Consider the following 26,731-nt stretch of genomic DNA (forward strand, 5'->3'; position numbering starts at 1 on the left):
CGGCTGCTGAGTTGTTCGATAATCGCGGCTTTTTCCAACTGTCCGATCACCTGATACGCAACAGATGTCAGGGAAACGGGGCTTGCACAAGCCCAAAAATGATGCCTAACTAGACACATTCTAAAACTGCTTAAAAAATGTGCAGGCCGGGAGAAATATAGGCATGAAGCACTTACTGGAAGCGCAGAACCTTGCGCCTCCGCCTCAAACAACGCGCCTGCGCTTCATCGGTCGACTGGTGTCGTCGAGCTTTGGCGAGTTCGCCGACAGGCGTGCCGCTCGGCTCAATCTCGATCTGCTGGTGCACGAAGCCGCGGACGATTTTTTTGTCGTCCAGGTTTCGGGCCAGCCCGATCTCATCGATGCCTTCGAGATGGCATGTAGCCTGGGACCAATCGACTGTCTGGTGATGGACTGCGAACGGGCCGAAATTCGGGGATATTCCAGAGAGGAAGACGCAGGATGACGATACAGGCTGGATGGCACCCAGTGGCGCTGTCGGGATCGATCGAGCCGGGCAGTTCGGCCGGGATCCGCCTTGGCGGAAACGAGCTGGTGGTGTGGCGCGACAACGGTGGCGCAGCGCATGTGTGGGAGGATCGCTGCCCGCATCGCGGTATGAAGCTGAGCTTCGGTTTTGTCCGCGGCGATCATATTGCCTGTCTTTATCACGGCTGGCAGTACGATGCGGCCGGCCAGTGCCGATACATTCCGGCCCACCCCGATCTCAGGGTGCCGGCGTCCATTACCGTGTCTGCCCACAGATCGGCCGAGGCGGCTGGGATAGTCTGGACGGCACTGGATCCGGCAGCAGCATTGCCCGAACTGCCTGCCTTGCCAGAGGAGGTGGTGCCGGTCCGCAGCCTGTATCTCGACAGTCCCGCCGCAATGGTGATCGATGTCGTGAGGGCCATGCCGCCCAGGCCCTTCTCCCGCGGATCCGGGCTCGCTGATCTGAAGGCGCTGAGCGGGATGCTGTTCAGCCTGACGGTCGGCAAAGACACGCTGCTTCTTGGCCTGCAGGAACTGACCGACAAACGATCGGCCCTGCACGTCGTGATTGACGGACCGGCAGCCAAGTATGCCGGCAAGGGGCAGAAGCATTTCTTCGCTTGGACGAGCGAGCTGCGTCATCATCTCGAGACCGGGCGTACCGGCGCGACCTCGACGACGCGGGCTGCATGATGGCGAGGATCACGCTCTACAACTACGAGCTGGACGAAAACTGCTACAAGGTGCGGCTGGCGCTTTCCATGCTCGGCCTGGAATGGCAGACCGTTGCAGTCGATGCATTTCCGGGGGCGGAGCAGAAGACGCCGCCATTCCTGGCCATGAACCCGGCGGGCAGCCTGCCCATCCTCCGCGACGACGAGGTGACGATGTTCGGCGCCGAGTCCATCATCGCCCATCTGGCGCGCAGCCGCGATTCAACGGGTGCATGGCTGCCGGCGGATGGTGCGGATTTCGCCAAGGTGATGCAGTGGCTTTTCTTTGCTGCCGGCGATCTCGGCGTTGCCGGCGCCGCGCGCCGCCATGCCATGTTCGGTGCTGCCGGCGACGAGGCTGCGCTGCGTGCCGGTGCCGCGCAAGCGCTCCGCGCCATGGACGACCATATGACCGCGCGGGGTTTCGAGAAGAAAGAATGGTTCGCTGCGGACCGCCCGACCATCGCCGACATCGCGCTTTTTCCGGCGTTTGCGCTGAGCCGCGATTTCGGCGTCGACCATGACGAGTATCCGGCGCTGCGCCGCTGGGTGCGTCGCTTCCGCGCGCTTCCCGGCTTCACGACCATGCCGGGCATCCCCGATTACCATTGACGCCCAACATTCGACGAGAACGAGGCTAGCAACAGAATGACCTCTCTCACACGCCTTTCCATCCAGCCGCTCTCGTCCATGACCCGGCGGCTGGCCGGCGTCGCTTCCGGGCGAGCCGATCCCGATCTGGTCATTGCCGGCGCACGCGTGTTGTCGACCTATTCGGAGCGCGTGCTTCCAGGCCGCGAGATCTGGTTGTCGGGAGGGCGGATCGCCGCTGTGAAGCCGGCCGGCACTTATAAGGGCGGCAGCGTCAGGATATATGACGCCAGGGGCGGCATCGTCGCCCCCGGCCTGGTCGATCCGCACATCCACATCGAATCCTCGATGGTGACGGCCTGCGCCTATGCCGAGGCGGCGCTGCTCAACGGCACCACGACCCTCTTCTGCGACAGCCACGAGATCGGCAACGTCATGGACGTTGCTGGCATCGAGGCGATGCTGGAGGACGCGCGCCTGGCGCCGTTGTCCATTTTCCTGACGGTTCCGAGCACCGTCCCGGCAACTTCGCCGTTGCTGGAAACGGCCGGTGGCGACCTGACAGCCGAGAAGATCGGCGCATTGTTCGACAAATGGCCGGAAGCCGTGGCGCTCGGCGAGAAGATGGATTTCGTGCCAGTGGCTATGGGCGATGAACGCAGCCATGCCATCCTCGCTGCGGCGCTGAAACGCGGCCGCCCGGTATCGGGACACGTCTATGGACGCGAATTCGTGTCGGCCTATGCAGCGTCCGGCGTCACCGACAGCCATGAGGCGATCAACCACGAGATCGCCGACGACATGCTCGAAGCCGGCATCTGGCTGTTCCTGCGCGGCGGCCCGCCGACGACGCCGTGGCACAGCCTGCCCGCAGCGATCAAGACGATCACGGAACTCGGAGCCTCGCACAAGCGCATCGCGGTCTGCACCGACGACCGCGATGCTGACGACCTGATGCTCTTCGGCCTTGACTGGGTGACGCGCGAGGCGATGAAGGCCGGCATGACGCCGGAGCAGGCCTGGTCTATGGGCTCACTGCATGGCGCGACGCGCTTCGGCATGGAAGGCGAAATCGGCGGCCTCGGTGGCGGCCGCCGTGCCGACCTGGTGCTGCTCGACGACGGCTTCGATCCCGTCAGCACGTGGTATGGCGGCGAACTCGTCGTCGATGACGGCAAGATCACGCCGCTGCTCGACCAGAACCTCTCGACCCGCTACCGCTATCCGGACACGGCCTACCACACAGTGAAGCTGCCGAAGCAGATCAAGCTGACGCCGGACCTGCCAACCGCCAAGGTGGTGGCGCATACCATCCGCACCGAACTGCCGGGGATCACGCTCGGCCATCAGAAGATCACGCTCGATCCGGCCAACGACTGGCAGAACCATTTCGACCGCCACGGCCTGTGCTTCGTCACCGTGGTCGAGCGACATGGCAAGTCGGACGGCAACGTCGCCTACGGGCTGCTCAGCAATTTCACGCTGAAGCGCGGCGCCGTCGCATCGTCCGTCGGCCACGACAGCCACAACATCATCATCGCCGGCCTCAACGAGGCCGACATGCAGGTGGCGCTGCGGGCGATCGAGGAAACGCAAGGCGGCGTCTGTGTCGTCGTCGACGGCAAAGTGACTGCCATGGTCGAACTGCCGATCGCCGGTCTGCTGTCCGACAAGCGCGTCACCGAGGTCGCAGAGGAGGTGAAGATCCTCAAGCGGGAATGGGAGGCGGCCGGCTGCTGCATTCCCTATATGGGCTTCAACCTCATCCCGCTCTCGGTCATCCCCGAAATCCGTATCACCGACAAAGGTCTCGTGCTGGTGCCGGAAATGGAGATCGTCCCCGCCTTCGAGGCCGCCTGAGTGGATCCCTTCCGACTTGGCCTGGTCTCACCGCGCATCCATTATTTCCAAATGGTCGCGCGGCTGGGCTCGGTTCGCCAGACCGCGCAGGCGCTCAACGTGGCGCCATCCTCCATCAGCCGCGTCATCAAGGGTCTGGAGGACGAACTGGGCACGCCGCTCTTCGAGCGTGTGCGTCAGCGACTGAAACTGACCAGCGCAGGCGAGCTTCTGCTCTACCACGCGCGTCAGAGCATCACCGAGTTGGCCCGCGCCTCGTCCGAGATCAATGATCTCAGTGGCCTCAACCGCGGCTCGTTGTCCGTGGCAATCGTGGAGAGCGCGGCGCGCGGGCTGGTGCCGAACGCGCTGAAGGAATTCTGGAAGCGCCATCCGCAGATATCGGTCGATGTGCATGTCGCCGGGTCGCAGCGCGCCTGCGATGCGGTTGCCGACGGCGAATGCGATCTGGCGCTTGCTTTCGACGTGCGCGTGCCGCGCAACGTGCGCAAGATCGCGAGCACGCCTCTGCCGCTGGGCGTCGTCGCTCATCCGGACAGCCGCCTTGCCGGCCGCAAGGAAGTGAAGCTGTTCGATCTTGCCGGCGAACAGGTCATCGTCTCGGACAACAGCCTTGCTTTGGGCATTTCGATCGACGATGCGATCGGGCGCTCCATGATCGACATCACGCGACGGTCGCGGACCAACTCGATCGGACTGATGACCGAGATGGTGCGCCTCAACCTCGGCGTGGTGCTTCGCACCAAGCTCGGCATCGAACCGGAAGTGGCTGACGGATCGCTCGTTTTCGTGCCGTTGCGCGATTCGCGCATGAACCCGCACCGGCTGATGCTGCTCGCCCGGCTGGAACGCGAAATGTCGGATGCGGCCTCCGCATTCGCGGCGCTGCTGGCCCGCATGGTCGAGGCGTTGCATGGTTAGTTGTTGCATTTTGCGCATCGATATAGCGAGTAATTTGTGCCTATCTCGAACAACTGAGCTTTGCGAGACTTCCCGGCCGAAGGGGATGTCATGAAGCAGAGTGCGGTCGACGCGGTCATTCGGGGGCTTAAGCGGGCGGGAGTGAGCATCGTCTGCTACCTGCCCGATTCGCTGTTCAAGGAGCTCTACCCGGCCCTTGATGCCGATCCGGATATCCGCACGATCCGCGTCACCAACGAGGGTGAGGGCGCGGCGATCTGCGGCGGGGTCTTCCTGTCGGGCAAGCGCGCGGCGCTGGTCATGGAAAACTCCGGCTTGCGCGCTTCGGTCGAGCCGCTGGCCCGGATGGGCCTCGGGGCAGGCATCCCGGTCGTGATGCTGATGAGCTACCGCGGCGAGCTCGGCGAGAACAATTGGTGGGCAATCCCGCACGGCATCACCATGGAGCCGGTGCTGAACGCGCTGCGCGTGCCGTACCGGATCGTCACAGAGGAGGCGAAGATCGAGCGCGCCATCGTCGACGCCTATTCCTGGTCCTATGCGTCCTACTACCATTCGGCCGTGGCGCTCGGCGGCGAGGTGGTGCGATGAAACGCTTCGACTGCATGAAGGCGCTTGCCGCGCGGCTGAAGAATGAGCTGGTGATCCTTTCGCTCGGCGGCAGCGTTGACGAGTGGTACAACGCCGCGCCGCATATGCGCGAAGCGAGCCTGTTCCAGCAGCAACTCGGCTGCGTCACGCCGCAGGCCTTCGGGCTCGCCGCCGGCCTGCCGCACCGCCGCGTCGTTTCGCTCGATACGGATGGCGGCCTGCTCTTCAATCTGGGCATCCTGGCCACGCTCGGCAACGAACAACCGAAGAACCTCTTCATCGTGGTCTGGGACAATGAGTGCTACCAGTCGATCGGCGGCCCGCCGACGCATACGGCGCTGGGCCGCGTCGACCTTGCCGCGATCGCGCGCGGCGCCGGCGTCGAGAACGCCCATACGGCGCGCACCGTGGAGGAGTTCGACGCGCATTGCGCGAGGGGGCTCGCCTTGGACGCTCCCTATGTGGTGGTCGCCAAGGTCTCGGGAACGGTTCAGCCGGACATCAAGCGCAAACACAGCGACGGCCGCGAGGACAAGTATATCTTCGTCCGCCACGTCGAGGCGAGCGAAGGCATCGTCATCATGGGCCCGAGCGAGCACAACTGACGAGATCATGGGCACCCTCGGACCTGTCGTCCCCCGACGCGCGCTGAAACCCAGCTACGACTACGTCGTGGTCGGCTCGGGTTCCGGTGGCTGTGCGGTGACGCGGCGGCTGGTCGATGCCGGTGCCGACGTCCTCCTGATCGAGGCCGGCCCGACGAGTCTTGGGATCGTGGAGGCCGACGACCCCGGCCAATGGGTGCCGCTTGGCCGCGGCACCTATGACTGGGGCTATGACTATGCTCCGACACCGCGCGTGAACGGCCGTACCATCGGCATCCCGCGTGGCCGCCTGCTGGGCGGCTCAAGCGCCATCAACGCGATGATGTGGTATCGCGGCCACCCACATGATTACGATGCCTGGGAGGCTGGCGGCGCCAAGGGCTGGAGCTTCGCCGACGTGCTGCCCTATTTCCGGCGCTGCGAGGACTGGCGCGATGGTGCAAGCGAGTTTCGGGGTGCGGGTGGTCCGCTCCGTGTCGAGCGGCCGGCGGCACTGCACCCGGTCGCGCAGGCGCTGATCGATGGCGCGGCCGAGATCGGCATCCCCGTAATCGACGATCCCAACGGCCCCAGCAACGAGGGGGCGACCGCCGCGAATTTCAACATCTGCGACGGCAAGCGCTGGAGTTCGGCGACGGGCTATCTCGTGCCTATACTCGATCATCCGATGCTGACGGTGCTGACCGGTTCCGCGGCCATCGGCCTGACGGTCGAAGGCAGCCGATGCGTCGCGGTCCAGCACCTAGTCGGTGGCGAAATCCGCGAAACACGCGCGCGCGAGAGCATCGTGCTCGCGGCCGGTGCCATCGACACGCCGCGCATGCTGATGTTGTCAGGCATCGGCGATCCGCTCGAACTGAAGCGCCTTGGCATTGCGCTCGTTTGCGCCCTGCCGGGCGTCGGCCGGAATCTTCAGGATCATCCGCTGGCGCAGGCCTGCGTTTTCCGCGCGAAGCGCCCGATCGGCCCAATAATGGGCAATGGCGGCGGCTCGATGGTGAACTGGAAGTCGCGGCCGGACCTGCCGCAGCCCGACCTGCACGCCTTTCCGGTCCAGGGCAACAGCGCCGAACCTGCGATACGCGCGCGCTACGATGTATCCGGCGATGTCTTTTCCTTCGGTGCGGGCCTGATGCGCTCGAAGAGTGTCGGGCAGCTGAAGCTACTCGACGGCAAGCCCGGCGGGCCGCTCGAAATCCAACCGAACTTTCTGGCGGAACCGGAAGATCTCGACGCCATGGTCACTGCGGTCGAGATGGTGATGGAGATGGCGGCTGCAAAGGCGAACGCCGGTGTCTTCCGCAACTTTGCCGCACCCGACCGCCGGCTGACCCGCACCGAGACCATTGCCTTCATCCGCGATGCGTGCTCGACCTTCTTCCACGTCTGCGGAACCGCCAAGATGGGCGAGGACGCGATGGCTGTTGTCGACAGCCGCCTCGCCGTGCACGGCCTTGATGGGCTGCATATCGCCGACGCTTCGGTGATCCCGACGATCCCGACCTGCAACACCCACGCGCCCGCCACTATGATCGGCGAGCGCGCCGCCGATTTCCTGCTCGCGGCAGCTTGAGGATGTCATGAACGACAGAACGCACACGGATCACTGGCGATGACACGAAGCCTCATCCTTGCGGCCGACACGCTGCTCACTATGGATGAAAATAACCATGTGTTGCCTGACGGCGCCGTGCTGGTCGAGGATGGCCGTATCGCCGCGGTCAGTGCGCTCGCTGCACTGCGTGCGGCGCATCCGGCCGTGGCCGTGAAGAAGCTCGACGATGCCGTGCTCATGCCCGGGCTGGTCAATGCGCATGCACATTCCGGTTTCCTGCGCGGCACGGCGGAGCATCTGCCGGTGTGGGACTGGCTGACGCTCCACATCAATCCGATGCATCGCGTGCTGCAGCCGCACGAGGCCGAGGCGGCGTCACGGCTCTGCTATGCGGAATCCGTGCTCGGGGGCACGACGACCGTCGTCGACATGTGGCGTTTCATGGAGGGCAGCGCCAGGGCGGCCGAGGCGATCGGCAACCGCCTCATCGCCGTGCCTTATGTCGGCGAGCATCCGGACTACGACTATTTCGACACGCTCGACATGAACGAGGCGATGATCGAAGGCTGGCACCGCAAGGCGGGCGGGCGCATCAATGTGTGGGTCGGGCTGGAGCATCTGTTCTATGCGGACGAGGCCGGCCAGCGCCGGGCGATCGACCTCGCAAGGAAATACGAGACCGGCTTCCACACCCATTGCAGCGAGGCTGAGATCGAGATCGCGGAATTTGAGCGGCGTTACGGCAAACGCCCGATGTTCGCGCTGGATGACCTTGGCTTCTTCGAAACCCCGCGCGCCATGATCGCCCACGCCGTCTGGCTCGACCGGGACGAGATCGAGCTTATTTCGAAGCGCCGCGTCTCGGTCGCCCACAACCCCGTTTCCAACATGAAGCTGGCGAGCGGCATCGCGCTGGTGGCCGAGATGCTGAAGGCCGGCGTGTCGGTTGGCATCGGCACGGACGGCGAGAAGGAGAACAACAATTTCGACATGTTCGAAGAGATGAAGGTGGCTTCGTTGCTAGGCAAGCTGAAGGACCTCGACGCCGCCGCAATGGATAGCTGGCAGGTTCTGCGCATGGCCACGATCCTTGGTGCCGAGGCGATCGGCCTCGATCATGAGATCGGCTCGATCGAGGTCGGCAAGCGCGCCGACATCATCGCGGTCCGAACCGATACGCCGCGCATGACGCCGGTCTTCCGCGACGGACCCTATTTCAACCTCCACCACAATCTCGTCCACGCCGTGCGTGGCGGCGACGTATCCCTGACGATGGTCGATGGCGAGATCCTCGTCGAGCACGGCGTGCTGCGCACCGGCGACCTGCGCGAGATCATCGCCGAAATCCATCGCGTCGCGCCTGGCCTGTTCGCCCGGCGCGCCGCCTTCCTCGCCGCGAATTCCGGCGGCAGCCTGCAGTGGACCCAATAAGGCGAGCCCCGGTCATGAAGACGACGGACAAGGCGGCACTGGACGACTGGTACGCGGTGGAGACGGCGGCCGATCCAGGCGGCGCGCCAAGCCGCACGCGGCTGCTTGGACAGGACATCGAACTGGTCCGTGACGCCGCGGGCGCAATCACCGTCCGGGAGGTCCTGGACGACGGCGGCCGCGGTCCCGCGCTGCCCGTCCGGCAGCGCTATGGCTGCGTCTGGACGACGCTGGGCGAGCCCGGGAAGGGGATCTTCGAGATCGCCGAGGCGCTGGAAGCCGACCGGCGCTACGTGCCCTGCGGCTGGGTGACGATGCGGGCTTCGGGTTTGCGTGTCGTGGAGAACTTCCTCGACATGGCGCACTTCCCCTTCGTGCATACCGACATTCTCGGCTCGGAGCCGCACACGGAGGTGCCGGCCTATCTGAGCGAGATACGTCGCGATGTGGATGAGGTCTGGGCGACCAACTGCACGTTCTTCCAGCCGCGCATCGCCGCCACGGAAAGCTCGGGCGCGTTTGTGCATCTGACCTATCGCGTGCCGAGTCCATTCGTGGTGATGCTCTATCGCGTGTGCCCCGTGGCGCCGGACCGGCTCGACGCGATCGCGCTGTTCATCCAGCCCATCGAGGAAGACCTCTGCCGCGCCCAGCCGGTCATGTATCTGGTCGATTCCGCTTCGACGCAGACGGCGCTGCTCAACTTCGAACAGGTCATCTTCCTGCAGGACCGGATCATCGTGGAGAACCAGCGGCCGCTGCGCCTTCCGCTCGAGCCGCGGATGGAAATCCCGACCCGCGCCGACGGGTCCTCCATCGCCTACCGCCGCTGGCTGAAGGAAAGGGGCATCCGTTTCGGCACGGCCGCGGGAGCCACATGACCGAGCCGCGTCTCCAGGTGCTTCGCCCGGCCTCCGTTGCCGAGGCGCTGTCATTGGCAGGCGAGGGCGCGTCGCAACTGGTCGCCGGGGGCACGGCGCTGCAACTCGGCTGGGCGAAGGGCCTGCCAAAGCCGCGGCGCCTTGTCAGTATCGGCCGTATCGCTGGCCTGAAGGGCATCCAGCCGGCCGGCGACGGCTTCCGCATCGGCGCACTGACGTCCCTGGGTGCCTTGGAGCGTGACCGGGCGATAGGCGAGACTTTGCCGCTGCTCGCAGCCGCCGTCCGCGCCACGGCGGGACCCGCCGTCCGCAATCTCGGAACGCTGGGCGGCAACGTCGCGGGGCGCACGGGTTGCCTTCTGCCGGCCCTGCTCGCGATCGACGCGAAGCTGGAGATCGTCTCACCGGCTGGGCGCGCCGTCGTGCCGCTCGCGCAATGGTTGGCCGACGCATCGTCAGCGGGCCTCATTGAGACGGTCATTGTTCCACAGCAGCCAACCGCCGCTCGCTGGACCCATCGCAAAGTCGGCCTGCGCGCCGCCTTCACCCCAAGCGTGGCCGGTGTCGCCGGGTTGATCGAAACGGCGGACGATCGTGTTACGATCGCGCGGCTCGCGGCCAGCGGCGGCGGGCAAGCGGCCCGTCTCGGCCACGCTGAAGCGCTGCTTATCGGCCGGCGCCTCCAGGAGATCGATTGGGCCGAGCTGCACGCTGCAATTCTCGAAGAGGCGCCGGCGATCGACGATGCGTGGCGGTCCGGCCGCTATCGGCGCCATGTCGCGGCGAATGCGCTGGTCTTCGGGCTCGGCGGCAAGTTGTCCCAAGGAGCACATTCGCCGCGCCGGCGGACCGTGCCGTCCGGAAAGCCGCCCGCCGAGGTTCTTGTGTCCCGGTCGCAAACCGGCCCGCGCTGGCACCAGCGGCCGGACGGCGCGCCGAAAATCGCCGGCCGGCTCGAATACCTGACCGATCATCGCGAGCCCGCTATGCTGGTCGGGCGCATTCGGCGCGCCGGCATTCCCCATGCAAGGATCGTTTCCATCGATACGAGCGCGGCCGAGGCGCTGCCCGGCGTCGCGGCGGTTGTCACGCACCGTGACATTGCCGGCAGCAATGCTTTCGGCATCGTCGTGCAGGATCAGCCGGCGCTGTGCTTCGACAAGGTCCGCTATGTCGGCGACGCGGTTGCCGCTGTTGCCGCCGTTGACACCCAGACGGCCGAACGCGCGCTTGCTCTCATCAGCGTCGAATACGAGGCACTGCCGGCCGTGGACGATCCTGAACAGGCGCTCGCCGCTGGAGCGGAGCCGGTCCACGCCTCCGGCAATCTGCAGTGCAGGTTCGAGTTCAGGCGTGGCGATGCCGCCGCGACTTTTGCCAAGGCAGCTCATATCGTCGAGGCTGTCTACGAAACGCCGAGCCAGATGCACGGCTTTATGGAGACGGAGGGCGGCTACGCTTTCGTCGGTACGGATGGTACCCTGAACGTCTTTGCCGGTGGGCAGCATGGCCGCCGCGACCGCATGCAGCTCTCGCGCATCCTCGGTATGCCGCAAGAGCAGATACGGGTGGTCACCAGCCCGACTGGCGGCGCTTTCGGCGGCAAGGACGAGCTGACCGTGCAGCCGGCCCTGGCCCTGCTGGCGCTGAAGACTGGACGGGCCGTGCGGCTGCATCTCGACCGGGCGGAATCCGTCATCGCGGGCACCAAGCGCAATGCCATGCGCATCCATATGCGTACCGCCTGCGACCCCGAAGGTCGGCTGCTCGCACAGCAGGTGGATGTGATCGCGGATGCCGGCGCCTACGCGTCGCTCGGTCCGGGCGTGCTTGAGACGGCCCTCGAACACGCCTGCGGGCCATATGTCGTTCCCAACGTCCTCAGCTCGGGCAGGCTCGCCTACACCAATAACGGCGTCTGCGGCGCGTTTCGTGGCTTCGGTGCCAACCAGATGGCCTTCGCGGTAGAGTGCCAGCTGGACCGGCTGGCCGAAGCCGCCGGCATCGACATTATCGAGATACGGCGCCGCAATTTGCGCGAGCCTGGCACGCGAGGCCATCTCGGCCAGCAGGTCGCGCCGTCCGAACGTCTGGCCGAGATGCTGCAAGCCGCCGCTGCTGACCCGATCTGGGCCAAGCCGCGTGGTCCGTCGTTCGACGGCTATGAGACGATCGGCGTCGGCATGGCGATGAACTATCAAGGCAACGGACTAGGCACGCTGCCGCCGGACCCGGCCGGAGGCGCGTTGCGCTTGGCTGCGGATGGCATGATCGAAGCGCTCTATGGCCTGGACGAGATGGGACAAGGCCTGCTCACCTCGGTGAAGGCCGCGGTCGCCGGAGCGCTCGGCTGCGGCCGCGACGATGTCCGGCCGGTCACCGGTGATACGGCGGCGACGCCCGAATCCGGTTCCTCTACCGCCTCGCGCGGCACTCACGTGGTTTGGCGGGTCGCGGCAGTCGCCGCACCACCTTTTACGCGCGACCTGCTGGCAGCAGCGGGCCAGCTGCTTTGCCGCGAAGCCGGGACGCTGGCGCTGGCACCCGGCGGTATCGTCGAGCGACATTCCAACAGCGGCTCACTGCTCATGAGTTTCGCCGAGCTTGCCGAGGCGTTGCCTCCCGACCGGCTGCCAGCTGCTGCCGTCAGCTTCGAGTTTCCGAAATCGGACTATCTGGAAGGCAATGCACGCCTGATCTTCGCCTTCGGCGCGACACTGGCGCGCGTTGCCGTGAGCCGCATCACTGGGCAGGTACGTGTGCTCGACCTCCATCAGCACACCGCGGCCGGACCGATGCTCGATGCCGCCGCCTATCTCGGCCAGATCGAAGGCGGCGGCGTCCAGGGGCTGGGCTTCACCCTCACCGAGGACGCGGCGATGCGGGATGGCCGGTATCTTGCCGGCAACCTCGATTTCTACATGCTGCCAGGCATTGCCGACACGCCGGAAAGCCTCGCGACCTTCGCGTTGGAGGATCTGGACGAGGACGACCCGTTCGGTCCGCGCGGAGTTGGTGAGCTTGGCATTGGCGCCGTGACGCCAGCCATCGTCAACGCGATTGCGGACGCCACAGGAGCTTGGCCCGAGCGCATCCCGGTCGATCCTGAATGGGTACTCGACGCCCTGCGGAGGAGTGCAGCGTGAGTGCCGAGATCGAGATTACCTTTAACCTCAACGGCTGCCGCCGGGCGCTGGCCGTGCCTTCCGAGTTACGCCTGATCGACCTGCTGCGCGACCATTTCGGCATGACTGCCGCCAAGATGGCTTGCGGCATCGGCCGCTGCGGCGCTTGTTTCGTGCTGATGGACGATCGCGCGGTCAATAGTTGTCTGCTCATGTCGTGGCAGCTCGACGGGGCCACCATCATCACGCCGGAAGGTTTCGACGACCTTCCCGAAGCCATTGTCCTGCGCGAGGCTCTGGCGACGGAAAACGCCTTCCAGTGCGGCTACTGCGCACCCGGCATCACTGTTGCGCTGACCGCTCTGCTGCTGGAGAATCCGGCTCCAGACGAGTCTCAGATCCGCGCCGCGCTCGAAGGCAATATCTGCCGCTGTACCGGCTATCATTCCATCATCCGCGGTGCTCTCGCGGCGGTCGAGGCGCTCGCTTGCGGGGTACGGACATGACGGTCATCATTCGAAACGGTGCAGCCAGGCATGCAGGCGTCAAGCGTTCCTGGCCAAACCCAGAATGCGGCACCTGATCGGCGGCGGCTGGTGCGACGCCAGCGATGGCGCAACCTTGCCCGCGACCGATCCTGCGAATGGCGACACGCTCGCGCTGCTGGCGCAAGGCACAGCCGATGACGCCGGGCGCGCCGTTGCTGCGGCGCGTGCTGCTTTCGAAGGCGCGAGCTGGCGCGACATGACACCGTCGGCACGCGGCAAGCTGCTATGGCGCATCGCCGACCTGATCGAGCGCCATGCCGATGAGCTTGCGGAGATCGAGACGCTCGACCAGGGAAAGTCGCTGAAGACTTCGCGCTTCGCGGAGGTTCCGGCTTCGGCTGAGCAGTTCCGCTATTTTGCCGGTTTTGCCACGAAAATCCTCGGTACGACAATTCCCACCTCCATCGGCCATCAGCCGGCAGGCAGGAAGATTTTCGCCTATACGGTGCGCGAGCCGATCGGTGTTGTGGCGGCCATAACGCCATGGAATTCGCCGCTGCTCATGGCCTCGATGAAGCTCGCCCCGGCGCTTGCGGCCGGCTGTGCGATCGTGCTCAAGCCGGCTGAGGAAACGTCGCTCAGCGCGCTGCGGCTTGGTGAACTGATGATCGAAGCCGGCTTGCCGGACGGCGTCGTCAACATCGTGACCGGTCTCGGTGAAACCGTGGGCGCAGCATTGGCTGCAGATCCCGATGTCGATAAGGTCGCCTTCACCGGCTCGACGGAAGTCGGAAAGATGATCGTCTCCGCAGCGCGCGGCAATCTGAAGAAGCTGACGCTCGAGCTGGGCGGCAAGTCGCCGGCCATCATCATGCCCGATGCGGACATGGGGCTCGCAATCCCCGGAGTGGCGCGGGGGATCTTCGCCAATGCGGGCCAGGTCTGTGTCGCCGGCTCGCGTGTCTATGCGCATCGCTCGATCTACGACCGTCTGGTGGAGGGCCTGGCAGGGGAGGCGCGAAAGCTGCGTCTCGGACACGGGCTTGACCCGGATACCGACCTTGGTCCGCTGGTCAACGGAACCCAGGCTGCGCGCGTCGCCTTCTACGTCGGCGATGGTGCTTCCAGCGGCGCCGAGATCATCGCCGGCGGCCGGCGCTTCGACAACTTCTTCGAGCCGACCGTGGTTACCGGCGTTCGCCCGGACATGCGCATGATGCGCGAGGAAATCTTCGGCCCGGTCGTTGCCGTGACACCGTTCGATGACGTCGCGGAGGCGTTAAGCCATGCGAACGACTCGCCCTACGGCCTCGCCGCAAGCGTCTGGACCCGCGACCTTTCCGCTGCGCATCGCCTTGCCGCACTTATCCGGTCGGGCACCGTCTGGATCAATTGCCATTCCTACTTCTCGCCGGAATTGCCGAAGGGCGGCCACAAGCAATCCGGTTGGGGCTATGAGAACGGCGCACCGGGCCTGGGGAACTATCTCGAGACGAAAACGGTCTGCGCGGTGATTTAGCCGCGCGTTTGTCTCGATGTTGGCGGATCGGCGGCTGAGAACCCTTCCTTTGGTTGGCAAGGATTGGTCGAAAAATGCCCCGGGATCGGCGCGACGCTCCAAGGGGCCAGTTCCGCTGACGGCGCTGGTCCACATCGACGTTGCGCTTGACTTGTCCACATTTCCTATAATAAATCATACATATTGCCATGAAAAAAGACGGCAGGTCTGGGAGGACCAATGAAAATCACGGCCATCAAGGCGCGCGTCTGCAATGCGGAAATGCGCAACTGGGTCTTCGTCCGGGTCGAAACCGACGAGCCAGGCCTGTTTGGCTGGGGTGAGGCAACGCTGGAATGGAAGACCAGAGCCGTCGTTGGGGCGCTTCAGGACCTTGAGGCCCTGCTCATCGGGCAAGATCCGCGCAACGTGGAGCAGTGCTACCAGATACTTACGCGCCACGGATTTTGGCGTCTCGGCGTCGAGGGAATGTCCGCCGTCAGCGGCATCGAGATCGCGCTCTGGGACATCCTGGGCAAGTCATTGGGCGTCCCCGTCTGGCGCCTTTTGGGCGGTCAGGTCCGCGACTATCTGCGCACCTATACGCATCTCGGCCTCGGGGACATGAAAGCGGTCTATGAGACCGGATCCGCGGATGCCATCGTGGAACGCGGACGCATCGTGACGCAGGCAGGCTACGATGCGGTCAAGGTCGTCTGCATTCCCTACACCCACTACGTATCGCCCGCCAAGGCAGTCGACTCCGTTGCCAATATGGTTGGCTCACTTCGCGAGGCGGTAGGCCCGGATATCGACATCATGGTCGATTTCCACGGACGCCCTGCATCCGTTAACGCAGCGATGGATTACCTCAAGGCAATCGAGCCGGCCCGCATCATGTTCGCGGAAGAGCCCGTTCCACCCGAAGATATTGCCGGACTGGCGCATATTGCGGCGCGATCGGCCGTGCCGATCGCGTCTGGCGAACGGCTGATCGGGCGCCGCGAATTCACGCACTCGATCGCAGCCCGTGCCTTCAACATTGCCCAGCCTGATATCTGCCACACTGGCGGTCTGCTGGAGACAAAGAAGATCGCGGCCATGGCGGAAACGGCAGGCATCGGCCTTGCGCCGCACAACCCGCTCGGTCCGATCGCCGGTGTGGCTGCTCTTCACTTCGGCATATCGACGCCAAACGTCGTCATTCAGGAGGAGATGTCCGGTGCCGTCGCCTGGTACGACGACGTCGTTACCTGGCCAATTCGGCGTAAACCAGGCCGCTGGGACCTGCCCGAACTGCCGGGCCTTGGCGTCACCGTCAATGAGGACGTCATCGTGCGCCACCCCTTCAAGCAGGAAGTGCTGCATGCCCGCAATGCCGTCATGCCGGACGGCACCGTGGTCGACTGGTGAATGCAATGGCAGGCCGGCTGCAGGGAAAGATCGCAATCGTCACGGGCGCCGGCCAAGGCATAGGTGCCGCCACCGCCCGGGCTTTTGCGATGCATGGGGCAAAGACCGTCATTGCCGAACTGAATGCGGCAAGCGGCAAAGCGATCGCTGACGAACTGCGTGCCGGAGGCGCCGACGTATTGTTCGTCGAGACGGATGTCACGGACGCATCCGCGGTCGCGGACATGGTCGCCCGCACGATCACGAGCTATGGCGGCGTCGACGTTCTGGTCAACAATGCCGGTGCCAACGTCTTCTACGAACCATTGATGATGCCGGATGAGGAATGGGAGCGCTGCCTCAAGCTCGACCTCCAGGCCGCGTGGTTCTGCGCCAAGGCGGTTTTGCCGACGATGCTGGCGAAGGGCTCGGGGTCCATCGTCAACATAGCGAGCTGTCACGCCTTCCAGATCATTCCCCATACGTTTCCGTATCCGGTCGCCAAGCATGCACTTTTGGGCCTGACCCGTTCGCTGGCGATCGAATATGCCGCACGCGGTATCCGGGTGAACGCGATCGCCCCCGGCTATATCGAGACGCCAATCGCGGAAGCCTACTGGAACACATTCCCGAACCCCGCCGAGGAGAAGCGGCGAGCCTACGACCTCCATCCGCCCAAGCGAATTGGCCGGCCGGACGAGGTTGCAATGACGGCGGTTTTCCTCGCTTCGGACGAAGCGCCGTTCATAAATGCCGAGACGATCACCATCGATGGTGGGCGCTCGGTTCTCTACCACGACTAGCAACCACCATAGAGCTCTCAGGGAGGATATTCATGAAAACCACAACAAAGGCTTTGGCGACATTTGCGGTATTGGCTGCCGGACTGATGAGTGGCACAGCAAGCGCAGACGACATCAAGATCGGCTACATCAACAAGATGGGAGACCATCCATGGTTTGTCGCCGAAGTCGGCGGCGCCAAGAAAGCGGCTGAGGCGGCAGGGGCCGCGTTCGTGTCGCAGGACGTTCAGTTCGACGCCAATTTGACGATCACGACCTTCGATACGATGGTCGGCGATGGCGTGAAAGGCATCGCCATCGTTGTCCCCGACAAGGCGCTGGGACCGGTCATCGCGGAGAAAGCAAAGGCCGCAAAAATTCCCTTGGTGGCGGTGGACGACGACATCTACTACCAGGATGGCACCCAGGTCCCCTATGTCGGCATGAATGCTTACAATATCGGTGCGCGGGTGGGCGAAGAGCTTGCCAAGCTCTACAAGGCTGAAGGCTGGGCGGGCAAAGAGGTGCGCATCGCCTCGATCGAGGACCGCAAGGCCGATACCTGCATGCAGCGCAACAAGGGCGCGGAAGAAGCGTTCCTGAAGGCGGTGCCCGATTTCAAGCCGGGCAGCATCGTTCGCGTCCCCTACGACAATACGATGGTCAACGCCATCGATGTGATGACCACCACATTGACGGCCAATCCCAGCGTCACGAACTGGATATTCTATTCATGCAACGATGACGGCGTGCTGGGTGGTGCGCGAGCACTGGAGAATGCCGGCTATTCCGCAGACCAGGGCATGGGGATCGGCATCGACGGGAGCCGCGCCTGCGATGCCTTCGGATCCGGAAAGCCCTCGGCGTTCCGTGGTACGATGTGGCTCAATTCGGAAAATCATGGCGCGCTGGCGGTGAAGATTCTCTTGGCCTCCATCAAGGACGGAACGAAGCTTCCCGTTCAATCCTTCACCGACCCGGAATACATCACCGCCGACAATTTTGCGTCGGACTACAAAGCCAAGCTCTGCCACTGAACCAGATATGCGTCATGCGCCGCAGTGCGCATGACGCTCGCCGGCAGTTCGTCGGCGGGCACACGGGATCGATCCTCGGGAGTGAGCTTTTGATGCAATCGGATTTCTTCTCGCTCGACAGGATATCGAAGCGCTTCGGCGTCGTGCAGGCGCTCGACAATGTCTCGATTGCCTTTCGGCTAGGAGAGGTGCTTGCCCTGGTTGGCGAGAATGGCGCCGGCAAGTCGACAATGATGCGAATTCTCGAGGGCGTGTTCGCACCGGACACCGGCACCGTGCTGCATGGCTCCACGCCGATCGTTTTCAGCGAACCGCGCGACAGCCACAGAGCCGGAATACGCGTCATCCATCAGGAGCCGGAGATCGTTCCGAACCTGACCGTGGCCGAGAACATTTTCGTCGGCGAACTGCCGCGGCTGGCAGGCGTCCTGCTCGACTGGCACAGGCTCGAGGACCAGACTGATAAGGTGCTTGCGACCTTCGGCATGCAGCAGGATATGCTGCCGCGTCAACTCTGCAGCACACTCGGTCCGGCACAGCGCCAGATGATCGAAATCATGCGCGCCATACGTGCCGGCGGCCGGCTGATCGCATTCGATGAGCCGACCTCGTCACTGACCGACGACGAAGCGCGCCGTCTGTTTTCAGTAATTCGCCGGCTGCGCGGCGAGGGCACTTCGATCGTCTACATCTCTCACAGGCTGAACGAGGTCATCGACCTTGCGGATCGCATTGTCGTCTTGCGGGACGGCCGGCTGGTCGATGATTCCCCCGCTGCCGGTGCCAGCGAGCAGACCATAGCCAAGCTCATGGTGGGCCGCGACATAGCCGATCTGTTTACGCGCGAGACGTGGCAATCGGGGCAACCGTTGCTGGAGGTGACGGGCCTGACCACCGACCACGTCACCGATGTGAGCCTCAAGGTCCGCCGTGGCGAGGTGCTCGGCATTGCCGGCCTTATGGGTGCGGGTCGATCCGAACTGGCAAAGGCGATTGTCGGCTATGATAGGCGCGTCGACGGAACCATAACGATGAATGGTGTGCCCGTTGGCCCTAACAGCCCGCATGCAGCGATCGTGGCGGGCATCGGCTTTGCCCCGGAAGACCGCAAGCACGAGGCGCTGCTGTTGTTCCGAAGCATTCTTGATAACGCCTCGCTTTGCGTGCCCGACAGAACGTCGACCTTCGGCTTCTTCAACCGGCGCAAGGCACTGGAGATCGTCTCACCGCTTGCAGCAAAGATGTCGATCAAGGCGCCCAACCTAGACGAACAGGTTTCGAAATTATCGGGTGGCAACCAACAGAAGGTCGTTCTCGCGCGCTGGCTTGCCCGGCAGCCGATGCTTCTCATCCTCGACGAGCCGACCCGCGGCATCGACATCGGCGCCAAGGCGGAAATCTATCGCCTGATCGACGAACTCGCCGCCAGCGGCATCGGCATAATCCTGATTTCCTCGGAAATGCCGGAACTGATCGGGCTGGCCGACAGGGTGCTTGTTATGGCTGGAGGCCGGATCACGGCCGAACTTTCCCGCCCTGACATCGACGAGGCCACGATCCTGAGACATGCCATGCCTCAATCTGCAGCATCGCTTGGAGGACAAATTCAGTGAACAGCCTTGAGCTCAGGACAGCAACAACGCAAACCGGCAAAAGGCGCGCTTCCTTGCGCATCGCAGAGCGCATCGGCATTCACAACATAAGCCTTCTTATTGCTCTCGCCATTCTCGTGCTCATTTTCGGCACCCTGAGAGGCGACGTGTTCTTCTCCAGCCGAAACCTGCTGAACATCGGTCTAGGCATTACCATCCTGGGCGTTCTGGCGATGAGCCAGACCGTGGTTATTGTCGCCGGAGGGCTCGATATTGCCGTCGGCGCAATTGTCGGTTTGACCACAGTATCGACGGCAATGGCCATCCAGGCCACCGGATCACCTGCCGCGGGCATTCTTGCCGGCCTGGTCCTGGGCGGTCTTGCCGGCCTCGTGAACGGCATCATCATCACCTATGGGCGGGTCAACGCTGTCATCGCGACTCTCGGTACGATGGCGATCTTCCGCGGCATCGCGTTCATCATGTCCGATGGGCAATCGATCGCGATTTTCAGCGACACTTTCCGCTTCATCGGGATCGGACGAATCCTCGGCCTGCCTCTGCTGATCTGGATTCTCTTGCTGACCGCGATCGTGTTCCATCTCTTCCTTGCCCGCTCGATCGTTGGCCGCAACATCTATGCCCTGGGCGGCAATCCCGTTGTCGCACGCTTCTCCGGCATCAACATCAACCGCTACCGCGTCGGCATCTACATCATGAGTGGAGTGGCGGCCGGATTGGCCGGGATTCTGTTGGCTGCCCGTACCGGCTCCGGGCAGCCCGTATCCGGATCCCAAGGCCTGGAACTCGAGGCCATCACAGCGGCCGTTCTTGGTGGCTGCGCCTTGCAGGGCGGCAAGGGCACGATCGTCGGCGCACTGCTGGGCGTCGCCATCATTGGCGTCCTCAACAACGGAATGATACTGACGTCCGTGCCAACCTTCTATCAGTTGCTTGCCAAGGGCTCGCTGCTGATACTTGCTGTGGTAATTGCCGAGTACCACTTGAACAGGACATGACGATGGACGCGGCGATCGCTTCGACTGGCCAAGGCAAGCAGGACATTCCTGCCGCAGATGGCACCACGTCATCGCTCAAGGATCGCATCGCCCGCGATCTCGGACAGCGCATCCTCGCCGGCTCCTACGCCCAGCACTCCGTCCTGCCGACGGAAGCCGAACTTTGCGTTATCTACGGGGCGAGCCGCACCGCGCTTCGCGATGCTCTTCTGACGCTTTCGGCGAAAGGATTGATCGAGGCACGCAAGCGGGCCGGGACGCGTGTGCGCGTGTCGAGCGAATGGAACAGGCTGGATGCACAGGTTCTGGAATGGATGCGCGATATCGAGCCCGATCTCGATTTCGTCCGCGGATTGATCGAGGCGCGGCTGGTCATTGAACCCGCTGCCGCCCAACTTGCGGCCAAGATGGCGACGTCAGGCGATCTCGCAGTCATCGAAGCGGCCTATGAAGCCATGCGCATTGCTCCGCAGGACGATCTCGCTGCGTGTCTCGATGCCGACGTCAGGTTTCATACCGCCATCCTGCGTGCCAGCCGCAACCCGGTGTTCGCCAATCTCGGCAATATGCTTGCGGCCGCCCTCAGCTTCTCCTTCCGCTTGACCACATCGGCCACCGCTAATTACCAGCAGACGCTGAGCGCGCATGGCGACGTGCTGGAGGCAATCAGGATGCGCAGGGCCGACGATGCACACGATCAGATGAAGGCGCTCATCGGGATCGCGTCGAACGACCTTCTTGCAGTGGCTCGCAAAGGCCGCCATCAACAGCCGATCGCCGCTGCCAAGGCCGATACCGCCTGAAGCGGATGGTCGGGACGATCAAGATCAGAAGCGGAGACCTGTCTGCTGAAATCGTCCCATCGCTTGGGGCAGGTCTTGCGAGACTGGACCATGGACGCGTGCCGCTCTTCAGGCCTTGGCCAAACGGCGGGAGCAGCAACCCGTTCGACCTTGCCTGCAACCTGCTTTTGCCATGGTCAAATCGCATCTCGGGCGGCGGGTTCACATTCGACTCCAAATTCCACGAACTGCCTGCCAATGTTGCAGGCGAGCCATTTCCCATTCATGGCAATGGATTTTCGAGCGAGTGGGACGTCGACAGCGTAACGCAGGACAACGCAAAGCTGTCGCTCATCAGCAACGGGCCCGGCCCATACCGATATCGCGCCGAGGTGAGCTACGCGCTGGCCGGACAGGGGCTCGAGCTGAACCTTCGCGTCGTCAATCGGGCCTCGATGAGATTGCCGTTCGGGCTTGGCATCCATCCATGGTTCCCGAGAACGGCACGAACCGCGCTTCATGCGCCGGCCTCGCAGGTTTGTCTCGAACTGGCCAACCACCTCCCTGAACGGTTTGTGGATGTCAAAACCCGTCCCGATTGGAATTTCGGCGCCCCAGTCGTATTGCCGAGTGGATGGATAAACAATCTGTTTGCCGGTTGGAACGGCGTCGCCAACATATCGTGGCCGGAGCACAGTTGCAGCCTGCGGATTGAAGCTTCATCGCCCTTGAATTTCTACCTGGTCTATTCGCCATCGGACGAGAGCGACTTCTTCTGTTTTGAACCGGTCAGTCATGCTGTCGATGCTCACAATCGTGGTTCGATCGACAAATGGAATGGACTGTCGGTGCTTGGGCCCGGCGAGAGCCTGGCAGCCCGTTGCAACTTCGCCGTCGGTTAAACGGACGTCTGCGGCGCCCTCGAATTGGCGGATGTCGATGTCCGACAGCATGTCCGGGGAGAACGAAGCCGGCTTTTTGTCCAAACGGAGTTTGGGAAAAGGGACTCAACCGACCGGGAACCCGTGAGCCGGTTCGACGTTTGCCGAACGTCGCGGCGCTCCAAATGTGCCTGGCAGGATTGGATCGATGACAGGTGTTGAACCAAAGGAATTCGTGCTCGCAGGCATCGTCATGAAGCGACTGGTCTCCGGCGAACAGACGGGAGGCTTGTTGAGTCTCTTCGAAAACAGAAGCGACGGGCACACGAAAACGCCAATCCATGTTCATGCGAATGACGACGAGACGGTCTACGTCATCGAAGGGCACTTGACCGCAATTGTGGGCGGTGTGGTCCGAACGCTCTCGCCCGGCGAGAGCATGTTTTTGAAGCGGGGCATCCCGCACCAGCTTATGAATCCCGGCAATCAGCTCGTTCGCTATATCCTGATAGACACGCCAAGTGTGTTCGAGCAGTTTCTCGCCGAAGGTGGCCATGAACGCAGCAAGGGAGAGGTGGTGGGGCCGCCGACGCCTGCCGATATCGAGCGGCTCAAAGTAGCCGCGCCGAAGTTTGGGATTACGCTTCTGCAGGACTGGCCGGCAAGAGAGTAGATGGCTTCGTGATGGCGGCTTGGATCGCCGCTAAAGCCGGCCCTTGCCCGAGGAACCGGTATTGGCTAGCCGCCGGCAATCCAATCCGAGAGGCTGCGGGCAAAACTTCGCGGCACGATGAGTTCGCACGCGGTCTCGCCGGTGCGCAGGAAGAGCACGGGCACGTGATGGAAGGATGTTTGCACGGCGCGGCCCGGAGCGGCGGCCGGCGCGTGCCAGTCGACGGCAATGCAGCCGGACAGAAGTCTTGCGATACCAGGGCCGGCCATTTTCAAACGAACACGACCTTCCCCGAGGGGCACGGAACAGCCGAGATCGGGGTCGACGACAAGGGCTGGCGCTTCTGTGCCTTCGTCGAGAGCCAGCCAAAGGCGGCGAGGTGCAACGCGGATGGTTAAAAGGCCCTTGTGGCGAACCGTCTCTCCGACCGAAGCGGGAAGTTTCGTGTTGAGCGACGCCGAGACGCTCTTTTCGAATTGTCTCAGTGTCGCGTCCCAGCCCTCGATCTGGATAAGCGGACAATCCGCCACGGACAGGCTGAAATCCCGAGAAGAGGTCAAGCTAGCCATGCAGCCGTTCTCCCTGCGGATCGATGAATACCGGCGAGACAACGCGGGCGCGAACCGTTTCGGCCTTCATCGGATAGACCGCCACGAGCTCGCTTCCTTCTGCCGCGACATCGCCGGCAAGCAGCGCCAGTCCGACATAATGGCCGCGTTCGGGGCTGTAGGTGACGGAGGTGACGCGACCGCGCCCATGGCCATGGGGTTTCTCATCCGGCAGGAACAGGATGGCGCCGCCGCGCAGGCGTTTTCCCTCTTCGATGCATTCCAGCCCGACCAGGCGCTGCCGGTCGGGAGCCTGGAAGGCGGGGCGCCGTCGCAGGACGTCGCCGACGAAGCCGCTGCGTTTGCCGGCCATGCGGCCGAGGCCGAGATCGTCGAGCGTCGTGCGCCCATCGATCTCAGGTCCGGCGACATGGCCCTTTTCGACGCGCAGCGCGCCGAGCGCCTCGACGCCGTAAGGCTTCAGGTCGAATGATCTGCCGGCCTCGAGCAGACGGCTCCAAAGCTGTTCACCGGCAGTGGCGCCGATATAGACTTCGTAAGCGCGCTCGCCGGAATAACTGAGACGCAGGATGCGGAGCGCACGGCCCTCCCATTCGCTTTCGAGTAGCCCCATATGCGAAAGCGCCGCGTCGGAAACCTCGAGACTAGGAAAAGCAGCGCTGAGGATCGCGCGGCTGGCAGGCCCGGCAACCGACATCGCCGCCCATTCATCGCTGACCGAGGTAACGGCCACGCGCAAATCCGGCCAGGCCGTGTCGAGCAGGAATTCGAGACGCGACAGCACATCGGCGGCCTTGGCGGTCGAAGTGGTCATGAAGAACCGGTTTTCCGCCAGCCGCGTCGTGGTGCCGTCGTCGAAGACGATGCCGTCGTCGCGCAGCATGACGCCGTAGCGGGCGCGGCCTACCGCCAGTTTGGCAAAGCCGTTGGCATAGACGCGGTCGAGGAAGATTGCCGCATCCGGGCCCTGGACATCGATCTTGCCCAGCGTGGAGATGTCCATCAGGCCCGCCGCCTGACGTACGGTCCGCATTTCGGCGACGTAGGCCTCGTTCACGTTACGCCCCGACTGCCGGTAGAAATAGGGCCGCATCCAGAGCCCGACCTCGAGCATCTCGGCGCCGTTTGCCATGTGCCAGTCGTGCATCGGCGTGCGGCGGATCGGCTTGAAATGATGGCCTATGGCGCGCCCGGCAAGCGCCCCGATCGCCACGGGCGTATAGGGTGGCCGAAAGGTCGTGGCGCCGGTCTCGGGGATTGTTGCCTTGCGCAGGGCGGCCATCGCGGCAAGTGCGGCAAAATTGCTGGTCTTGCCCTGGTCGGTGCCCATGCCGAGCGTGGTGTAGCGCTTCAGGTGCTCGACCGATTCATAGCCCTCACGATGGGCGAGCTCGATATCCCCGGTCGTCACGTCCATCTGGAAATCGACGAAGGCCTTTCCACGTCCAACGGAAGGGATCTCGCGAAGTGAACTCGTGGCGGTCTTGTCGAGATCGAGTTTCGACGGAGCGGGCACCGGCGCCGACTTGCCGCAGGAGGCTGCGGCCTCGCTACCGGCGCGATGACCGTCGTCGATGGCATCGGCCGTCGCATAAGTTCCCATCATCGCGCCGGCGCCGAACCGGCCGGCCGGAAACGAACCCGGCACGAAGCCGTCAATGTCGTCGCGGTAGGTGGGCTTGCTCCCCAGGTGCGAGGTGAGATGCACAGTTGGCGACCAGCCGCCGGAGATGCAGACCAGGTCACAGGCGGCCGAGGATTGTCCCTCCGGCCCGTTGAGCGTTACTTGCCTGACGGCATGGCCGCCGTGCAGGTCGACGATGCGCGTTGCGGCCCGCACCACCACGCCGAGCCGTGCGGCTTCCGCGGCAAGTGCTGCGGGCGGGACGGCGCGCAGATCGGCAACCGTCACCTCCGCGCCGGCTGCGGCATAGTCGAAGGCGGTGCGCCAGGCACCGTCATTGGTGGTGGCGACAATGATTTTTTTGCCCGGCAGGACGGCGAATCGATTGAGGTAGGTCCGGGCGGCCGAGGCAAGCATGACGCCGGGCCGGTCATTGTTCGAGAACACCATCGGCCGCTCGATGGCGCCGGTGGCGAAAACAATCGAGCGGGCGCGCAGCATAGTGACCGTTTGCCGGGCCTCGCCATTCGGCTGCGGATCGGTTGGATCGCGCTGTTCGACCAGTCCAAGGACATTGCCGTCATAGCTGCCGAAAGCGGTCGTCCGCTTCATCAGCGCGACGGTTTCGAAGCCCTCCAACTCGGCCTCGGCCTGCCTCAGCCATGCGGCCGCTGCGCTGTCGGACGGTTCCGCCAAAAGCTGGCCGCCAAGCAGAAAATCCTGCTCGATCAGCGCAACCCGCGCCCCGGCCGCGGCCGCTGCCCGCGCCGCCGACAATCCCGCCGGGCCGCCGCCGACAATGGCGACATCGGCGAAGGCATGACGAACCTCATAGCGGTCGGGATCGGGGTCGGTGCCGGCCCTGCCCAGGCCGGCCGCCTTGCGGATGAAATGTTCGTAGAACATCCAGGCGCGGCGCGTCGGGCCCATGAAGGTCTTGTAGTAGAAGCCGGCGGACAGAAACGGTGCCAACAGCCCGTTGACGCTTTGCACGTCGAAGGCAAGCGATGGCCAGCGGTTCTGACTCTCCACGACCATGCCGTGGGCGAGTTCCAGTGTCGCCGCCGGCAGGTTCGGCTCGCGCCTGCCGGCGCTCCCGAGCGTAACCAGTGCATTCGGCTCTTCGGGCCCGGCGGAAAAAATGCCGCGCGGGCGATGATATTTGAAGCTGCGCCCGACCAGGGTAACGCCGTTGGCGAGCAGCGCCGAGGCAAGCGTGTCGCCGCGATACCCAATCAGCTTGCGGCCGTCGAAGGTGAAATTGACCGGCACCTCGCGACGGATACGGCCACCCACTGGCAGGCGTTTGCGGTTCGAACTCATGCCGGTTGTTTCCTGACAGTCGATTTCCTGGCGAAGTCGACGGATGCGATCGCGTGGTTGCGTGTGTCGCGTTCGACCACCATCCATTGGCGGCAGCCGGTCACGTGCTGCCAGAATTCGCGGTGCGGGCCGGCCGGGTTTGTCCTGATATAGACGTAACGATACCAGGCCTCTGGATCGGGATCGTCATGGGCCGGACGCGTGACCGAGGCATCGCCGCCGTACGTGACCGAGGCATCGCCGCCGTAGCGGAACTCGTCATGATCGCGCGGGCCGCAGCAGGGGCATTCGATGCGCAGCATTTTG

The 26,731-nt window shown here is 63.9% G+C and carries 24 protein-coding genes; 21 read left to right on the plus strand and 3 right to left on the minus strand.

The window, feature by feature from the left end; all coding sequences use genetic code 11:
- Nucleotides 1–163: 163 nt before the first annotated feature.
- The 21 genes from NKJ73_RS22800 (at nucleotide 164) to NKJ73_RS22900 (ending at nucleotide 22,909) form a co-directional block, all read left to right on the plus strand.
- On the plus strand, nucleotides 164–466 hold the full coding sequence (locus tag NKJ73_RS22800; protein WP_352571156.1) for a hypothetical protein: 303 nt from the start codon (nucleotides 164–166) through the stop codon (nucleotides 464–466).
- A 23-nt stretch (nucleotides 467–489) separates the two neighbouring features.
- Nucleotides 490–1,185, plus strand: coding sequence for a Rieske 2Fe-2S domain-containing protein (locus NKJ73_RS22805; RefSeq protein WP_352571158.1), 696 nt, complete (start codon nucleotides 490–492; stop codon nucleotides 1,183–1,185).
- Nucleotides 1,182–1,817, plus strand: a complete 636-nt coding sequence (locus tag NKJ73_RS22810; RefSeq protein ID WP_352571160.1) for a glutathione S-transferase family protein — start codon at nucleotides 1,182–1,184, stop codon at nucleotides 1,815–1,817. The genes NKJ73_RS22805 and NKJ73_RS22810 overlap by 4 nt, the downstream gene beginning before the upstream one ends.
- Before the next feature lie 36 nt (nucleotides 1,818–1,853).
- Nucleotides 1,854–3,656, plus strand: coding sequence for an adenine deaminase (locus NKJ73_RS22815; RefSeq protein ID WP_352571162.1), 1,803 nt, complete (start codon nucleotides 1,854–1,856; stop codon nucleotides 3,654–3,656).
- Nucleotides 3,657–4,577, plus strand: coding sequence for a LysR family transcriptional regulator (locus tag NKJ73_RS22820; RefSeq protein WP_352571164.1), 921 nt, complete (start codon nucleotides 3,657–3,659; stop codon nucleotides 4,575–4,577).
- Nucleotides 4,578–4,667: 90 nt separating this feature from the next.
- Entirely contained in the window at nucleotides 4,668–5,168 is a 501-nt protein-coding gene (locus NKJ73_RS22825; protein WP_023674235.1) for a thiamine pyrophosphate-binding protein, read from the plus strand.
- Nucleotides 5,165–5,773 carry a thiamine pyrophosphate-dependent enzyme gene (locus NKJ73_RS22830; RefSeq protein WP_352571166.1) on the plus strand — a complete coding sequence of 203 codons (609 nt, stop codon included), beginning with the start codon at nucleotides 5,165–5,167 and terminating at the stop codon, nucleotides 5,771–5,773. Before NKJ73_RS22825 ends, NKJ73_RS22830 begins: the two co-directional genes overlap by 4 nt.
- Nucleotides 5,774–5,780: 7 nt before the next feature.
- A complete protein-coding gene (locus NKJ73_RS22835; RefSeq protein ID WP_352571167.1) occupies nucleotides 5,781–7,346 on the plus strand; it encodes a GMC family oxidoreductase in 1,566 nt (521 codons plus the stop codon).
- A gap of 39 nt (nucleotides 7,347–7,385) precedes the next feature.
- Nucleotides 7,386–8,759, plus strand: a complete 1,374-nt coding sequence (locus tag NKJ73_RS22840; RefSeq protein ID WP_352571169.1) for an amidohydrolase family protein — start codon at nucleotides 7,386–7,388, stop codon at nucleotides 8,757–8,759.
- A 14-nt stretch (nucleotides 8,760–8,773) separates the two neighbouring features.
- Nucleotides 8,774–9,640, plus strand: a complete 867-nt coding sequence (locus NKJ73_RS22845) for an aromatic ring-hydroxylating dioxygenase subunit alpha (RefSeq protein ID WP_352571171.1) — start codon at nucleotides 8,774–8,776, stop codon at nucleotides 9,638–9,640.
- Nucleotides 9,637–12,786 carry a molybdopterin cofactor-binding domain-containing protein gene (locus NKJ73_RS22850; RefSeq protein WP_352571173.1) on the plus strand — a complete coding sequence of 1,050 codons (3,150 nt, stop codon included), beginning with the start codon at nucleotides 9,637–9,639 and terminating at the stop codon, nucleotides 12,784–12,786. Before NKJ73_RS22845 ends, NKJ73_RS22850 begins: the two co-directional genes overlap by 4 nt.
- Nucleotides 12,783–13,271: a (2Fe-2S)-binding protein gene (locus tag NKJ73_RS22855; protein ID WP_352571175.1), complete on the plus strand. Its 489-nt coding sequence runs from the start codon at nucleotides 12,783–12,785 to the stop codon at nucleotides 13,269–13,271. The genes NKJ73_RS22850 and NKJ73_RS22855 overlap by 4 nt, the downstream gene beginning before the upstream one ends.
- A gap of 64 nt (nucleotides 13,272–13,335) precedes the next feature.
- Nucleotides 13,336–14,772, plus strand: a complete 1,437-nt coding sequence (locus NKJ73_RS22860) for an aldehyde dehydrogenase family protein (RefSeq protein ID WP_352571177.1) — start codon at nucleotides 13,336–13,338, stop codon at nucleotides 14,770–14,772.
- 219 nt (nucleotides 14,773–14,991) lie between these two features.
- Entirely contained in the window at nucleotides 14,992–16,164 is a 1,173-nt protein-coding gene (gene dgoD, locus NKJ73_RS22865; protein WP_352571179.1) for a galactonate dehydratase, read from the plus strand.
- 5 nt (nucleotides 16,165–16,169) lie between these two features.
- The gene (locus tag NKJ73_RS22870) at nucleotides 16,170–16,946 is read left to right on the plus strand and encodes an SDR family oxidoreductase (RefSeq protein ID WP_352571181.1); all 777 of its coding nucleotides are present in this window, start codon (nucleotides 16,170–16,172) and stop codon (nucleotides 16,944–16,946) included.
- Nucleotides 16,947–16,978: 32 nt separating this feature from the next.
- Nucleotides 16,979–17,962, plus strand: coding sequence for a substrate-binding domain-containing protein (locus NKJ73_RS22875; RefSeq protein ID WP_352571183.1), 984 nt, complete (start codon nucleotides 16,979–16,981; stop codon nucleotides 17,960–17,962).
- A gap of 14 nt (nucleotides 17,963–17,976) precedes the next feature.
- On the plus strand, nucleotides 17,977–19,575 hold the full coding sequence (locus NKJ73_RS22880) for a sugar ABC transporter ATP-binding protein (RefSeq protein ID WP_352571185.1): 1,599 nt from the start codon (nucleotides 17,977–17,979) through the stop codon (nucleotides 19,573–19,575).
- A gap of 53 nt (nucleotides 19,576–19,628) precedes the next feature.
- The gene (locus tag NKJ73_RS22885) at nucleotides 19,629–20,573 is read left to right on the plus strand and encodes an ABC transporter permease (RefSeq protein ID WP_352571186.1); all 945 of its coding nucleotides are present in this window, start codon (nucleotides 19,629–19,631) and stop codon (nucleotides 20,571–20,573) included.
- 2 nt (nucleotides 20,574–20,575) lie between these two features.
- On the plus strand, nucleotides 20,576–21,376 hold the full coding sequence (locus NKJ73_RS22890; protein ID WP_352571188.1) for a FadR/GntR family transcriptional regulator: 801 nt from the start codon (nucleotides 20,576–20,578) through the stop codon (nucleotides 21,374–21,376).
- 5 nt (nucleotides 21,377–21,381) lie between these two features.
- Nucleotides 21,382–22,257 (plus strand): aldose 1-epimerase, encoded by an 876-nt coding sequence (locus tag NKJ73_RS22895; protein ID WP_352571190.1) that lies wholly within the window; start codon nucleotides 21,382–21,384, stop codon nucleotides 22,255–22,257.
- Between the two features lie 187 nt (nucleotides 22,258–22,444).
- Nucleotides 22,445–22,909: a cupin domain-containing protein gene (locus NKJ73_RS22900; protein WP_352571191.1), complete on the plus strand. Its 465-nt coding sequence runs from the start codon at nucleotides 22,445–22,447 to the stop codon at nucleotides 22,907–22,909.
- Between the two features lie 65 nt (nucleotides 22,910–22,974).
- Here NKJ73_RS22900 and NKJ73_RS22905 read toward each other — a convergent pair whose 3' ends face one another.
- Genes NKJ73_RS22905 through NKJ73_RS22915 form a run of 3 tightly spaced genes read right to left on the minus strand, consistent with a single transcriptional unit; the run spans nucleotide 22,975 to nucleotide 26,727 of the window.
- The gene (locus NKJ73_RS22905; RefSeq protein WP_352571193.1) at nucleotides 22,975–23,478 is read right to left on the minus strand and encodes a sarcosine oxidase subunit gamma family protein; all 504 of its coding nucleotides are present in this window, start codon (nucleotides 23,476–23,478) and stop codon (nucleotides 22,975–22,977) included.
- Nucleotides 23,471–26,425 carry a sarcosine oxidase subunit alpha family protein gene (locus NKJ73_RS22910; RefSeq protein WP_352571195.1) on the minus strand — a complete coding sequence of 985 codons (2,955 nt, stop codon included), beginning with the start codon at nucleotides 26,423–26,425 and terminating at the stop codon, nucleotides 23,471–23,473. The genes NKJ73_RS22905 and NKJ73_RS22910 overlap by 8 nt, the downstream gene beginning before the upstream one ends.
- A complete protein-coding gene (locus tag NKJ73_RS22915; protein ID WP_352571197.1) occupies nucleotides 26,422–26,727 on the minus strand; it encodes a sarcosine oxidase subunit delta in 306 nt (101 codons plus the stop codon). The genes NKJ73_RS22910 and NKJ73_RS22915 overlap by 4 nt, the downstream gene beginning before the upstream one ends.
- Between the last annotated feature and the right edge of the window lie 4 nt (nucleotides 26,728–26,731).

The organism is Mesorhizobium sp. M0074, from assembly GCF_040322975.1.
Classification (GTDB): Bacteria; Pseudomonadota; Alphaproteobacteria; order Rhizobiales; family Rhizobiaceae; genus Mesorhizobium.

Excerpts from the sequence above, each read along its gene's own strand:
- NKJ73_RS22825 (WP_023674235.1), top strand. The coding sequence starts at position 4,668 with ATGAAGCAGAGTGCGGTCGACGCGGTCATTCGGGGGCTTAAGCGGGCG.
- NKJ73_RS22880 (WP_352571185.1), top strand. The coding sequence starts at position 17,977 with ATGCGCCGCAGTGCGCATGACGCTCGCCGGCAGTTCGTCGGCGGGCAC.
- NKJ73_RS22875 (WP_352571183.1), top strand. The coding sequence starts at position 16,979 with ATGAAAACCACAACAAAGGCTTTGGCGACATTTGCGGTATTGGCTGCC.
- NKJ73_RS22815 (WP_352571162.1), top strand. The coding sequence starts at position 1,854 with ATGACCTCTCTCACACGCCTTTCCATCCAGCCGCTCTCGTCCATGACC.
- NKJ73_RS22840 (WP_352571169.1), top strand. The coding sequence starts at position 7,386 with ATGACACGAAGCCTCATCCTTGCGGCCGACACGCTGCTCACTATGGAT.
- NKJ73_RS22850 (WP_352571173.1), top strand. The coding sequence starts at position 9,637 with ATGACCGAGCCGCGTCTCCAGGTGCTTCGCCCGGCCTCCGTTGCCGAG.
- dgoD (WP_352571179.1), top strand. The coding sequence starts at position 14,992 with ATGAAAATCACGGCCATCAAGGCGCGCGTCTGCAATGCGGAAATGCGC.
- NKJ73_RS22870 (WP_352571181.1), top strand. The coding sequence starts at position 16,170 with ATGGCAGGCCGGCTGCAGGGAAAGATCGCAATCGTCACGGGCGCCGGC.
- NKJ73_RS22895 (WP_352571190.1), top strand. The coding sequence starts at position 21,382 with ATGGTCGGGACGATCAAGATCAGAAGCGGAGACCTGTCTGCTGAAATC.
- NKJ73_RS22915 (WP_352571197.1), bottom strand. The coding sequence starts at position 26,727 with ATGCTGCGCATCGAATGCCCCTGCTGCGGCCCGCGCGATCATGACGAG.
- NKJ73_RS22800 (WP_352571156.1), top strand. The coding sequence starts at position 164 with ATGAAGCACTTACTGGAAGCGCAGAACCTTGCGCCTCCGCCTCAAACA.
- NKJ73_RS22890 (WP_352571188.1), top strand. The coding sequence starts at position 20,576 with ATGGACGCGGCGATCGCTTCGACTGGCCAAGGCAAGCAGGACATTCCT.
- NKJ73_RS22835 (WP_352571167.1), top strand. The coding sequence starts at position 5,781 with ATGGGCACCCTCGGACCTGTCGTCCCCCGACGCGCGCTGAAACCCAGC.
- NKJ73_RS22860 (WP_352571177.1), top strand. The coding sequence starts at position 13,336 with ATGCGGCACCTGATCGGCGGCGGCTGGTGCGACGCCAGCGATGGCGCA.
- NKJ73_RS22900 (WP_352571191.1), top strand. The coding sequence starts at position 22,445 with ATGACAGGTGTTGAACCAAAGGAATTCGTGCTCGCAGGCATCGTCATG.
- NKJ73_RS22830 (WP_352571166.1), top strand. The coding sequence starts at position 5,165 with ATGAAACGCTTCGACTGCATGAAGGCGCTTGCCGCGCGGCTGAAGAAT.
- NKJ73_RS22810 (WP_352571160.1), top strand. The coding sequence starts at position 1,182 with ATGATGGCGAGGATCACGCTCTACAACTACGAGCTGGACGAAAACTGC.
- NKJ73_RS22910 (WP_352571195.1), bottom strand. The coding sequence starts at position 26,425 with ATGAGTTCGAACCGCAAACGCCTGCCAGTGGGTGGCCGTATCCGTCGC.
- NKJ73_RS22905 (WP_352571193.1), bottom strand. The coding sequence starts at position 23,478 with ATGGCTAGCTTGACCTCTTCTCGGGATTTCAGCCTGTCCGTGGCGGAT.
- NKJ73_RS22845 (WP_352571171.1), top strand. The coding sequence starts at position 8,774 with ATGAAGACGACGGACAAGGCGGCACTGGACGACTGGTACGCGGTGGAG.